We start from the raw sequence: 11,370 nt of genomic DNA, 5'->3' as shown, positions 1-11,370 counted from the left end.
AGAACGCATGACCGCACAGCTCTTCCGTGATCGCCTTGACCTTGCGGGTCGACACGCCCTGCACATACATCTCCGCAAGCGTCGCAACCAAGGCCCGCTCCGAACGCTGGTAGCGCTCGAACAGCTCGGTGGAGAAGTGACCCGCCCGGTCCTGTGGAACCCGCAGCTCAAGCTTGCCCACCCGGGTGACCAGGGTGCGGCCGTAGTAACCCGAGCGATACCCAAGGCGCTCAGGCGTGCGTTCGCCCTTCGAAGCACCCAGCGCCTCCTCCATCTCGGCCTCGAGAACCTCCTGCATTACCGCACGGATCACTTCGTGCAGCCCCTCCGGGTTCGAAAGCAGAATGTCTTTGACGGCAGCGCTGGTCGATTTACCTTCTGTCTTGGTCATGGTGGCGTTCCTTCCAGGGAATCGGTGACGTTGAACATCACCAGCCTGCCATGACCGCCCTCTCTCAGCGAATTTGCAGAACTCTCAGCACACTACCTGGACAGCAGGCTTGCGGCGTCCCTCGGTTGAGTTCACCCGCGGGTTTTTGCTCTTGAGTTCATCCAGATAATCGGCCCACCACTGCATCATGTTGATGCGCTCCTCCCAGTGCTCTGCCCGGGCATAGGCGCGCCGAACGTCGTTGTTCTCAATGTGGGCCAGCTGCCGCTCTATCGCGTCCGGATGCCACTCGCCGCATTCGTTCAGCAAAGTTGATGCCGTTGCTCGAAAGCCGTGCGCGGTAGCTTCTTCCTTGCCGTAACCCATACGACGCAGTGCGGCGTTTAGCGTATTGTCGGAAATCGGACGCGAAGCCGATCGAACACTAGGAAACAGCAGCGATCCACCACCAGAAATTTCCCTGAGTGAAGTCAGGACGCTGATCGCCTGCTTTGATAGGGGTATGCGGTGCGGCCGTCGCATTTTCATGCGTGCTTCAGGGATGGTCCACACCGAGCTTTCAAAATCGAACTCTTCCCATTCAGCGACGCGAAGCTCCCCGGGGCGGGGAAACAGCAGCGCAATCAGCATCAGGCCGGCCCGGGTTGTAGGCTGTCCTTCAAATGCATCGATCGCCCTCAACAAACCGCCCAAGGCCTTCGGATCGGTAATCGCGGCGCGAGACGTTACCGTCGGACTGATGAGTGCGCCTCTGAGGGCGAAGGTCGGATCTGTCTCGGCGCGTGCGGTCGCGATTGCGTATCGAAACACGCTGCCGATCGTGGAGCGCAGTCGCCTGGCCGACTCGTATCGACCGCGAACCTCCACGCGGCGGAGGGCAGTAAGGATGGTGGCCGGGTCGATCTCCCGAATGCATTTGTCGCCAATTATCGGATAGGCAAAGTCGAGCAGCCATTTGACCTTGCTGATCGTCCGGTCGGCACGTCCCTCCTTCTTTAGTTTGTCAACATATTCGTCCGCGATTGAGCGAAAGGAGTCCTTTGCCGAATCGGCCTTCCGCAAGCTGCGTTCCTTTCCAGGGTCGACGCCAGCTAGCAGAAGCCTTTTAGCGTCATCGCGCGCCTCCCGTGCCTCGGCGAGAGAGATAAGGGGATAGCTGCCCAGCGCGAGCAGTTTCTGCTTGCCGTCAAAGCGGTAGGCGAGCCGCCAGAGGCGAGAGCCCGTGGGCTGTACCCATAGCTGCAGCCCGCCCCCATCAGATAATTTCACGAGCTTGGAAGCAGGGCGGGCATTTCGACATTTCACGTCGGAGAGGGGCATTCGTCAGGTCTCCCTTGGCTGTTTCGATACCATCAGGATGTCGAATACCAACGGAAATACCATCCCCCCGCCTCGTTGGACCAAATGCTCCTGAAGCGCTCCGTGTCCCGCTTAACCGCGCAATGCGACTGCATAAGACCAACAATTCCAAGCGGTTGCAAAAGCTGCAGCGTAGAAGGTTCGGTGAAAAGGAGTGCCGGGAGAAGGGGGGATGGTGCCCAGAGGCGGAATTCAAGTGAAGAAAATCCCGTTTTGCTTTCAGATACTTAGGGGAACGTTAGCCGCATCTGCTACCAACATAAATACCAACAAAATATTCCTGTGGATTGGTTCGGTTCCTGCTATTTCTCTCAATGCCTTGCACCTGCACCTTGTCTCTTCCGGTTTAGTCTACATCCTTCTTGGTCATACCTCATCATGCGGGGTCGAGTGAAGACCACGGCTGGCCAAGACGACTTAATCAGAACGGATGGCCATTGCGCCCAATATCGGGATCGCTTTAGGCGGTTTCTGAAAGCCGACATCGTGCGAAGAACAGGTGGCTATTTGCGGGTCCTGAGACCTTGGCCCATACCACCGCTTTATAGGGTGGACGCGGCGCAGCGAAAAGCGCCGCCAGCCGTTCCTCATGTTGCTCCAGGCTGATGATGTGATCCGCGAACACAGACTTTTTTGGATTTGCCGCAGGCACAAGCTCTTTCGCAACCGGTGCGATTTGGCTGCTCAAACCTGACAATGAAGCGGTTTTTTCGCTACTCCGCATTTCTGACTCGATATATCTCTATATCTCTTGCGCCTCGTGCAAGCTCTGCCGGGCTGTTGCAGTGATTGATGCAAGTTCGCCAGCAATTCGTCGGCGTCGGCCGTCGGACTGCCTTCGTGATCCAGTAAGCCAACGATAATATCCTGCTTGGAAACGATGCTCTCGTTGTGAACGAATTGGCCCATAAAATACATGAGCCGGCTCTGTGCCGGTGTGGGCATGGGCCTTCTCCCTGGTCGGGCGAAAGCCTGATGATCGCTCCCAAGCGCCTCGTGCCTGTTTGTTTTTGATTTTTCGAGGCGACGCAGCAGTGTGCGCTCGTTAGCAGGCAATGGGAACCGGCCAGGCAATTGCAGCATCCACGCTGCGCACGCCGCCCTGACCGCGCGTGCCGGCCCCCTGGCGTCGCTCGGCCGCTACTTCAGTGTTTCTGGTTGACAATCGTGGCCGGCGCACCGCATTTCGCGTTGAGGGACAAACCTGGGGATCCTGCATGAAGAAGACTTATCAGAAGCCTGAATTAAAGAAGCGTGAGAAGCTCTCGGCCGTAACGGCTGTGTGCACGCCATCAACCTGCACCGATGAGTGAGAACCTTTAGGCCCCAAGGCGCTTTGCCGAAATTCGCTAGAGAGGGACTGCAGTGAAGAAAGAATACAGCAAGCCAGTACTGACCAAACGTGGGCGTCTCAGCGCAGTGACGGCGCAATTGGCACCCAGTGTTGAACCCAGAGGAGCCTAGGCAAACCACGGCCCTGCAACAAAGCCAGTTGGCTTCGGCAGCGGGCTTCTCCGCTTCCAGGCGCCGAAACCTATCTTCGTATGCCTGTCACAACGAGCCAGGCGGTTTCCGTGCTCGGTCTCCGCACTTCAGGGTCGCTGAACCCTGCCTCTCGCAAGGCAGCAATGACCTCATCCGGCTCGCGAGGTGTAAAAAACATCGGCCGGCATGTTCATCCGGTCCATATGTGCCTTCGGGAGGAAGCCCAGCACGACGCGACCGCCTGGTTTGAGGACGCGATGGAGCTCTGCGGATCCAGCTCTAAGGCTTTGCCAGAAGTACACTGTGTGGACGCTGAGAGCCTTGTCGAATGTGCTATCCGGCAAGGGCAAGTCCTCGACTAGCCCGGTTCGGAACTCGGCTCGTCCGGCGCGCACTGCATCGGCGAACCGGTGGGAGGCAGCGTTCACGACATCTGCGAGCGATCAACACCGCAAACGAATGCTGCCTCACGGTTAAGTTGCGGCAGTAAAACTGCGCCGCCGAAACCGACCTCCACGGCACGATCTGCCGTTACCAGTTGCAAATGATCGAGAGCGTAGCCGTTGAGCCGGGCATTGCCCCGGTTCATTCCGGCCCGGACCAGCCAGCCGCCGGTTCGGTCGGCCAGGACAGTGGTTTCGCTATAAATCGTGGCGCCATCCGATCCCACATGGCGCTCGTTGGGGGGAACTCGCCCCCGTCGGATCAGCCGCCTCTGTTGGACCTGATTATCCAATGATAATCCCAAGAGTATCAAGTCATGCGTGGAGTGGTGCCAAGTTTTTGCCCATCGTCTTCGCCCTCCGGAAGATGGAAGACAGCAACAGTCGGGCCCGTGCTTTCCTTCCTGGGGTGGCGCGGGCCGCCGTCGCCTAGCCTTTGCACGAGCCGGTGATGATGGACGCGAATTTGTTGCTGCTGCGAGCCACACCTACCATTTGGCGGAGCTCTTCGCATATCTCTCTCGCGTCTTGGCGCGAAATCTCGGAGAGATAGCGCAGGATTATGGCCTCTTCAGTCAAGGCCTCCTGAATGTGATTCAATTCCGACAGCTTCCGATCGATAGAGCTCATCCATGCACCATGCGCCTAGAAGCGGTGGCGCGCAAACGCTGGTTCGATACTGAAAAATGAAGGCTGCCCAGTTTTTCCTGCCTCACTGATCCAGTTCGAGCGGCTCATGGTCCGGTTGCTCGTGCCCCATGACCTGGCGGAAGTCACGCCGGTCGACCCGCTGGCCGCAGATGGGGCGCGCATAGAATTCCCAGTCAGGGTCATGTGGCTTGCCGGGCATGGGCGGTCCGAGGTCGGCTATTCTGGTTATGCCCGGCCTAACCCGTCGCAGCGGCAAAAGTTCCGGAAAGGCGTGCCCGTTGTCCGATCGCCCGCTCGCATTTTTGTACAACATATTCCCGACTTCCATTATCCCCTCATGGCAACTCTGCGGTACGGCGTAAGGCGGGAACCGGATGGGACGTGGCGGTGTTCGACGTGTTCACCGGGCTGCCGGCTATTGTAGCGGGCCACCCATCTGTCGACCTTCCCGACATGGAGTATGCCGAAGAGCTGGCCGCCATCCTGAATGCCAACGACCTGAAGCAGAGGCTATCTCAAGGGAGGTTCCCCGGAGGGTTCGCCTGACTGAAGTCGGAACAAAGTCAGTGAACAACCGCCCTTGTCAGCGGCCGCTTTAGAGATCGGGTTGCAGAGGAGGGTACACAGGCTTTTCCCCTTATCCTTTTTTCTCCCGGCGGCGCCACTGTCTATTATCGGCGGCGAGGCCGCTATCGCCTTCTGAGCGGGCTAGCGATGGAGTGCCTTCGACGGTGAAGACGATTCCGGCATCCTCAAACGCTTTGCGGATGGCGGCGAGGTTGTGGGGACGCGGTTTCCTGAATTCGTTCTCAAGATCGCTGATCACCATTTCGCTAAGATTGGCCTTTGCGGCAAGTCGCACACGCGACCAGTTCAGTAGGGCTCGTGCTGCTCTGGATTGATCTGCGGAGGGTACGGTTCGGCTGTCCATAGACAGTCGAACATTCAGTATCGCTAAAATGTTCCTCCTGACCTTCTGCGATTTCTCTAACGGCGTGAGGCCGGCTTCTCGGATAACGCGGCGGGGTTTTCCAATAACTTTGCGGAACGCTGATCTGCACGCCGCAATGTCTTCTTTTTCGGCTTGGTCTTCTCAACCAGATCTGGCCTTTTCGCTATCAGGTAGTCAGCCTTGTTCGTTCGATAGTCTTCTTTGTGGATGGACATTGCTACGATCTCCATTGTAGAGATCAACGCGGCTGGAAGCCGACACGTTCCCATAAATCGCTTGTTCAAGGCCGAGCCGAACGGCACACGGATGCCAAAAACACGAAAAGGGCGCGGTTTGTGACCGCGCCCTTATTTGACTAGGTTCAACTGTCCTGCCTACGAGTCTTGTCGACCATACCAGTCGTCGACGTCTCGCCGCACGCGATCCTTCTCAATGCCGTAGCGCTCCTGGATCGTACCTTCGAGCTGATCGCGGTTGCCGGCTATGCGGTCGAGATCATCATCAGTGAGCTTGCCCCACTGCTCCTTGACCTTGCCTTTGAATTGCTTCCAATTTCCTTCGACGCGGTTCCAGTCCATGATGGCGATCTCCTTTCGTTGTCCTTTCGAACAACGGTCGTAGTGGCCATCAGGTTCCGCTGCAGGTAAGCGCGCTTGCTGGTGATCTAGCAATGGAAACTTCGCCTCTGTCCGGGAGCAGTTAGAGCAGAACAATGCAGCAGGGGCGTCTGCGCAGGTCATCGCCCTTAACGCCTTCTGACTGACTGCTTGAGAAGCGCGAGCAATCAAGGCGCTACCACCGTGCCACCGACCGTCTGTATTTTCTTTAGATCTCGGATAGGTTTTGCCGGTATTTGTCGGGAAAAGGAGCCGAAGTGATGACCGACATCTGGCATTCACTCCTCGCCAACCTTGCCTTGGTCTCCATTCTCGTGGTCGCCTGGGACCTTGTGGCGGATTTCACCGGGCGCTTCTCGCGGCGGATGCAGTCGCTGCTTCTCGGCTTGGTCATGTGCGTTGGCGCGGTCATCTCCATGGCGACGGCCCTGTCCGTCTCCGGCTTCGTCGTCGATCTGCGCGCCGCCTTCATTGCTGCGGCCGCGTTCTTCGGCGGATGGCCGGCAATGCTCATCGCCACGGCCGGCTCCATTGCCTATCGCGCCCATCTGGGCGGGCAGGGTGCAGGTGCTGGTGTCATGGGTATCCTCATTACCGCAATTGTCGGCATCGCGTGGCACCACTTCGTCGCGGCCCGATCGCGCACCATGTACGACATATTCGGTCTTAGCGTAACGGTCGCTCTCGCCGGGCTTATCACGCTCCTGGTCATCCCAGCGCAAGCCCTTACCGGTCTTGTGCAGCAGAGCACGTTCCCGTCCCTCGTATTCCGCTTCCTAAGCACAATCATCATCGGCGTCCTGCTCGACCGGCAGCAGCGCCGGCGGGAGCTCTTGATGTCCAACATGACCTACCGGGCCATGGTTCGAGAACTGCCGGATTGCCTGAACATAAAGGATGTCGACGGCCGTTTCATCGCCGCCAACCCCGCCACCGCCGAAATGGTTCGCGCCGCTTCGGTCGACGATCTGATCGGCAAGACGGATTTCGATTTCTACCCCAGGGATGTAGCCGAGCGCTTCCGGCAAGATGAGATGGGCGCACTGGAGGCCGGGCAGACGTTGCGGATCGACCAGCCGGCGCTTTTCCCGGACGGCCGGCAAGGTTGGCTTTACACGCTCAAGGCCCCCTTCCGCGACGAGTCGGGCAACATCGTTGGCGTCATCACCTACAATCGCGACATCACCGAGCAGAAGCGCACCGCCCAGCTCAAGAACGATTTCATTTCCACGGTCAGCCACGAATTGCGCACCCCGTTGACCTCCATCCGCGGCTCGCTTGGCCTGATCGCGGCCGGTGTTGCCGGCGAACTGCCGCCGAAGGCCGCCAATCTCGTCAACATCGCCCACACCAATAGCGAAAGGCTGGTTCTCCTCATCAACGACATTCTGGATATCGAGAAGATCGAATCGGGCGTGATCACCTTCAAGATCAAGCAGATGCCTGTCCGTCAGGTGCTAGAGCAGGCCATTGCCGCCAGCTCCAACTACATGGCTGACAGCCGGATCAAGATCGTTCTGATCGACGATGCCCCGCGCGCTGAGGCCAACATCGATCCGGATCGCCTGCATCAGGTGATGGCGAACCTTCTGTCGAACGCGATCAAGTTCTCGCATGCTGATGGCACCGTCACGGTGAAATTCCAGCGTCGTGACGGCGACATGCTGCGTATTTCCGTCATGGACCAGGGCACTGGCATCCCGGAGGCTTTCCGCGGCCGTATATTCGGAAAATTCGAGCAGGCGGACGCTTCCAGCACGCGTAAGATAGGCGGCACCGGCCTGGGGTTGAGCATCGTCAAGGCCATTACCGAAAAACTTGGCGGAGCCATTTCCTTCGAAACCGAGGAAGGCAAGGGAACCTCGTTCCACCTCGACCTTGCAGAAGCACGCAGGCACCACCCAAGGCCGTATCCGCCACCGCACCTGACGCGGAAGCCCGATGGCCGCCTACGGGTTCTGATCTGTGAAGACGAATCCGACGTCGCCGCCGTGATTGCGGCACTCTTGGATGCGGAGGGCTTTTCCAGCGACATCGCACCCGATATCGCCACGGCAACGGCGCTTCTGAGGTCCCGCGAATACGTGGCCTTGACCCTCGACATCAAGCTGGCGGGGGAATCCGGTATCAAGCTCTTCCACGACATTAGGGCATCGCCGGTCAATTCCGACATTGCGGTCATCGTCATCTCCGCCGTTGCCGATGAGGCCAGGGGGTCGCTGAACGGCAGCGCCGTCGGTATTGTCGACTGGCTGGAGAAGCCGGTGGATTCAAAGCGGCTTCACGCCGCCCTTGCCAAGATCCTTGCTGGCAGGACCGAGCAGAGGCCGAAGATTCTGCATCTCGAGGACGACGAGGGCGTGCTTGCGGTGATGTCGGAGGGGTTGGGTTCGGGGGTCTCGATCACTTCTGCGAAGACCCTCAAGGACGCCCGGGAGGCGATCGGCCGGCATCGCTTCGATCTGGTGATCCTGGATATTGCACTCCCCGACGGATCGGGGTTGGACCTGCTGGCCGATCTGCCGCTCGAGACTGGGGTCATCGTGTTTTCGGCGGCGGAGCTAGACCAGAAACTAGGTGATCGCGTGCAGGCCATCCTGACCAAGACCAGGGCGTCGGAAATCGATGTGGCAAAGCTGGTCAGGAGCATGTTGGTTTCGTCCCGCACCCAACCTGCCGCGCACGCCAAGGAGTGACGCTCATGCCCGCAAGGATTCTCTATGTGGATGACGAGGACGATATCCGCGAAATCGCCCAGATGTCGCTGGAACTCGAGCCGGAGTTCGAGGTGCTGTCCTGCCCGTCCGGCTTGCAGGCGCTCGCCGATGCCGCCGAATGGCGACCCGACCTTATTCTGCTCGACGTAATGATGCCGGACATGGACGGACCAGAGACGCTGCGGCGCCTGGCCGGGTCTGGGGCGACGGCTTCGATACCCGTGGTGTTCATCACCGCGCGCACCCAGACCCATGAGGTCGAACGCTATCTGGCGATGGGGGCGGTAGGGGTCATCGCGAAGCCGTTCGACCCGCTTGCGCTTGCCGGTGAAGTCAAAAGATTGCTTCGACGGCGCGCCTGAGTCGACGTTTGGCTTGAGCACCGAGCGCAGTCTGGCTGCAGACTGAGCGACGTCGTTCACGGCTCCTATACCATGTCTCCTTATTCATCTACTGATTGTGCCGAGATGCAGGCGTAGCGAATCAGGTGGTCTATAATTGCCTAGGATCGGCGGATGTCGATGAGAGTTGAGAACAATGTTTCTCTGCATGAGCCGCGTTGGCGGATGTGGTTCATGGATTGATCACTCCGGGGGGCGACGGAACCGGAGCAAGGCTGTTGAACGGAGCGAAGGCAAGAGTTCTGATTTGCGATGACGATCCCCTTTTGATCGAACTGATGGAATTCAGGCTCATGGCAAAGGGATACGAGGTCATCAAAGCAGTAGACGGGGCGGAAGCGCTCTTGAAGGCGGAGCATGAGGCGCCCGATATCATCGTGCTCGACGCGATGATGCCCAAGGCCGACGGCCTAGAGGTTCTTGCCCGCATAAAGAGCGAACCGGCTTTGTCGGAAATCCCGGTGGTCATGCTGACCGCCCGCAAGGGCGAAAAAGACATCGTCTCCGCTCTTGAGAAGGGGGCCGACGACTACCTTGTGAAACCCTTCATTCCCGAGGAACTCCTGGCCCGGCTTGCGCGTCTCTTGGCGCGGAAGAGCGGGAAGCGCTGATGAGGCGCGGCCGGTGCGCCACGGTTGCAGCATGCGTCTTCCTGGCGGTTGCGGCAGTGCCCGCCGCGACGCTGGCCCAGACGGTCGAGGAACTGTACGCCTCCGGCGTGAAGGCCAGGCAGGCCCAGCATTTCGACGAGGCGGCGCAGCTGCTTAGGCGTGCGCTGGCGCTCAAGCCGGACAATGCCGACGCCGTGGTGCAACTTGGCTTCACCGAACTTGGCCGCAACAATCTGCCGGCGGCGCGTGAAGCGTTTTCCAAGGCGCTTGCGATTGCGCCGGAATATCTGGATGCCAGCTTCGGCATGGCTCAGGTCGAGTTCCGGTCGGGCAATCTGGACACTGCCCTGCCGCTGGCCGAAAAAGTCTCGCGTGCCCAGCCCGACAATGCCGATGCGAGTACGCTTGTCGCCAGCATCCACAAGGCCCAGCAAGCCGGCAGCAGCAAAGCGAAGCCTGCGACCGTGAGAAAGAGGCTGCGTCCGCCGCGGCCGGATCCCGTCGCCGGCCTGATGGAGAAGGGCCAGAGATTGCGGGCGGCGGGACAATTGCCCGAGGCGCAGAACGCCTACCGCCGAGCGCTGCGGCTGGCGCCGAAAAACACCGACATCCTGGTCGCCATGGGTCTCGTGGCTGGATCCCAACAGAAATTTGACGAAGCCGGGAATTTTTTCGACCGGGCGCTGGCCATCAGGCCCGGACTTCTCGACGCCCGTTTAGGCAAGGTCCGTCTGGCGATCTGGCAGAACGACGTGCCGCGAGCCCGCACAATGATCGGTGATGTGCTTGGCGCTGAACGTGACAATACCGAACTGATCGCTCTCGATGCGCGGATTTCCATGCTGGAGCAGGATGACACGCGGGCCGAGCAATCGTTTCTGCGGGTGTTGGCGGTCGATCCGCGCAACGCTGAGGCGCTTGTGGGGATCGGCGATCTGCGCCGAGCGCGTGGCGACGATGCTGGCGCGCGAGCCGCCTACCGCCAGGCGCTTGCCCTCGAACCCGGCTCGCGCGATGTCGAGCAGAGGCTCGCCGCGCCGCCGCCACGCAAATGGCGGCTCGATCTGGGCAGCGAAGTGAGCGATCTCACCGAGGGGCTTGGTGGCTGGACCGACAGTTCGGCTGGCCTAGCATATCGGCTCAGCGCGCAAACGACAATTTCGGGCCGCACCCGGGTGGCGACCCGCTTCGGCCACACCGACTTCCAGATCGAGGGCCGCATCGACCAGGCTTTCTCGCCCACTGTTTCAGCGCATGCGCTGGTGGCTGCGACGCCGGATGCCGATTTCCTCGCGCGCTACTCGATCGGAGCCGGCGCTTCATGGCAGATCCTCGCGCCCGCCAAAGCGTTTGGCCCGTTCTCGCTTAACGTCGATACCCGTTATGACCATTTTGCCAACACCGAGATCACCACCATCTCGCCCTGGGTGCAGGCCTATGTCCTGGATGGCCGGCTCGGGCTTTCGGCACGTTGGGTCCACGCAGCCGACGACATTGGCACGCGCGCCGATGGTTATGTCCTGCGAGTCGATCTTGCAGTTACCCCTAGCGTCAATGTTTTTGGTGGTTTTGGGGATGCCCCCGAGATCTCCGACGGCACGCTGGTGCCTACGCGTACCGTCTTTGGGGGCATCTCCTGGGACGTTTCCGACCCGCTGACGCTGCGCAGTAGCCTCGCCCATGAGCAGCGCCCGACATTCGACCTAACCACATTCGGGCTCGGCCTGACTGCGCGGTTCTGAT

Annotated in this window: 14 protein-coding genes; 5 read left to right on the top strand and 9 right to left on the bottom strand. The window is 59.8% G+C overall.

Features of this window, described 5'->3' with window-relative positions; all coding sequences use genetic code 11:
- From NKI10_RS28055 to NKI10_RS28030, 6 genes are all read right to left on the bottom strand, one after another.
- A partial coding sequence (locus tag NKI10_RS28055) for a transposase (protein ID WP_352862411.1) occupies positions 1-391 on the bottom strand: 391 nt, incomplete at its 3' end.
- Between the two features lie 84 nt (positions 392-475).
- Complete coding sequence (locus tag NKI10_RS28050) at positions 476-1,711, bottom strand: tyrosine-type recombinase/integrase (protein ID WP_352862410.1); 1,236 nt, start codon at positions 1,709-1,711, stop codon at positions 476-478.
- 499 nt (positions 1,712-2,210) lie between these two features.
- Entirely contained in the window at positions 2,211-2,474 is a 264-nt protein-coding gene (locus NKI10_RS28045) for a Ros/MucR family transcriptional regulator (protein ID WP_155929721.1), read from the bottom strand.
- 910 nt (positions 2,475-3,384) lie between these two features.
- Positions 3,385-3,663: a class I SAM-dependent methyltransferase gene (locus tag NKI10_RS28040; RefSeq protein ID WP_023817018.1), complete on the bottom strand. Its 279-nt coding sequence runs from the start codon at positions 3,661-3,663 to the stop codon at positions 3,385-3,387.
- Positions 3,660-3,971, bottom strand: a complete 312-nt coding sequence (locus NKI10_RS28035) for a hypothetical protein (RefSeq protein WP_156941094.1) — start codon at positions 3,969-3,971, stop codon at positions 3,660-3,662. Before NKI10_RS28035 ends, NKI10_RS28040 begins: the two co-directional genes overlap by 4 nt.
- A 419-nt stretch (positions 3,972-4,390) precedes the next feature.
- On the bottom strand, positions 4,391-4,528 hold the full coding sequence (locus NKI10_RS28030) for a hypothetical protein (RefSeq protein WP_196814950.1): 138 nt from the start codon (positions 4,526-4,528) through the stop codon (positions 4,391-4,393).
- Between the two features lie 182 nt (positions 4,529-4,710).
- Here NKI10_RS28030 and NKI10_RS28025 point away from each other — a divergent pair, with 182 nt between their 5' ends.
- On the top strand, positions 4,711-4,875 hold the full coding sequence (locus NKI10_RS28025) for a hypothetical protein (RefSeq protein WP_023807146.1): 165 nt from the start codon (positions 4,711-4,713) through the stop codon (positions 4,873-4,875).
- A 91-nt stretch (positions 4,876-4,966) separates the two neighbouring features.
- Here the strand turns inward: NKI10_RS28025 and NKI10_RS28020 are convergent, their stop codons facing one another.
- The 3 genes from NKI10_RS28020 to NKI10_RS28010 form a co-directional block, all read right to left on the bottom strand.
- The gene (locus NKI10_RS28020) at positions 4,967-5,260 is read right to left on the bottom strand and encodes a helix-turn-helix domain-containing protein (protein ID WP_031198824.1); all 294 of its coding nucleotides are present in this window, start codon (positions 5,258-5,260) and stop codon (positions 4,967-4,969) included.
- A gap of 56 nt (positions 5,261-5,316) precedes the next feature.
- Positions 5,317-5,496 (bottom strand): hypothetical protein, encoded by a 180-nt coding sequence (locus NKI10_RS28015; protein ID WP_023806874.1) that lies wholly within the window; start codon positions 5,494-5,496, stop codon positions 5,317-5,319.
- A 159-nt stretch (positions 5,497-5,655) separates the two neighbouring features.
- Positions 5,656-5,859, bottom strand: coding sequence for a CsbD family protein (locus NKI10_RS28010; RefSeq protein WP_023673385.1), 204 nt, complete (start codon positions 5,857-5,859; stop codon positions 5,656-5,658).
- Between the two features lie 299 nt (positions 5,860-6,158).
- On the opposite strand from NKI10_RS28010, the gene NKI10_RS28005 reads away from it, so the two are divergent.
- The 4 genes from NKI10_RS28005 (at position 6,159) to NKI10_RS27990 (ending at position 11,369) form a co-directional block, all read left to right on the top strand.
- A complete protein-coding gene (locus NKI10_RS28005) occupies positions 6,159-8,594 on the top strand; it encodes a hybrid sensor histidine kinase/response regulator (RefSeq protein ID WP_023822644.1) in 2,436 nt (811 codons plus the stop codon).
- Positions 8,595-8,599: 5 nt separating this feature from the next.
- Positions 8,600-8,977, top strand: a complete 378-nt coding sequence (locus tag NKI10_RS28000) for a response regulator (RefSeq protein WP_031198823.1) — start codon at positions 8,600-8,602, stop codon at positions 8,975-8,977.
- Between the two features lie 257 nt (positions 8,978-9,234).
- On the top strand, positions 9,235-9,627 hold the full coding sequence (locus NKI10_RS27995) for a response regulator transcription factor (RefSeq protein ID WP_023822643.1): 393 nt from the start codon (positions 9,235-9,237) through the stop codon (positions 9,625-9,627).
- On the top strand, positions 9,627-11,369 hold the full coding sequence (locus tag NKI10_RS27990; RefSeq protein ID WP_023817026.1) for a YaiO family outer membrane beta-barrel protein: 1,743 nt from the start codon (positions 9,627-9,629) through the stop codon (positions 11,367-11,369). Before NKI10_RS27995 ends, NKI10_RS27990 begins: the two co-directional genes overlap by 1 nt.
- Position 11,370: the final 1 nt, after the last annotated feature.

It is taken from the genome of Mesorhizobium sp. M0802 (assembly GCF_040320115.1).
Lineage (GTDB): Bacteria > Pseudomonadota > Alphaproteobacteria > Rhizobiales > Rhizobiaceae > Mesorhizobium.
The sequence above is the reverse complement of the archived record's forward strand: the minus strand, read 5'-3'. Positions and strand labels throughout refer to the sequence as shown.

Bases quoted from the DNA above. Each gene is read 5' to 3' on its own strand.
- NKI10_RS28005 (WP_023822644.1), top strand. From the start codon at position 6,159: ATGACCGACATCTGGCATTCACTCCTCGCCAACCTTGCCTTGGTCTCC.
- NKI10_RS28015 (WP_023806874.1), bottom strand. From the start codon at position 5,496: ATGTCCATCCACAAAGAAGACTATCGAACGAACAAGGCTGACTACCTG.
- NKI10_RS28000 (WP_031198823.1), top strand. From the start codon at position 8,600: ATGCCCGCAAGGATTCTCTATGTGGATGACGAGGACGATATCCGCGAA.
- NKI10_RS28045 (WP_155929721.1), bottom strand. From the start codon at position 2,474: ATGCGGAGTAGCGAAAAAACCGCTTCATTGTCAGGTTTGAGCAGCCAA.
- NKI10_RS28010 (WP_023673385.1), bottom strand. From the start codon at position 5,859: ATGGACTGGAACCGCGTCGAAGGAAATTGGAAGCAATTCAAAGGCAAG.
- NKI10_RS27990 (WP_023817026.1), top strand. From the start codon at position 9,627: ATGAGGCGCGGCCGGTGCGCCACGGTTGCAGCATGCGTCTTCCTGGCG.
- NKI10_RS28020 (WP_031198824.1), bottom strand. From the start codon at position 5,260: ATGGACAGCCGAACCGTACCCTCCGCAGATCAATCCAGAGCAGCACGA.
- NKI10_RS28030 (WP_196814950.1), bottom strand. From the start codon at position 4,528: ATGCCCGGCAAGCCACATGACCCTGACTGGGAATTCTATGCGCGCCCC.
- NKI10_RS28050 (WP_352862410.1), bottom strand. From the start codon at position 1,711: ATGCCCCTCTCCGACGTGAAATGTCGAAATGCCCGCCCTGCTTCCAAG.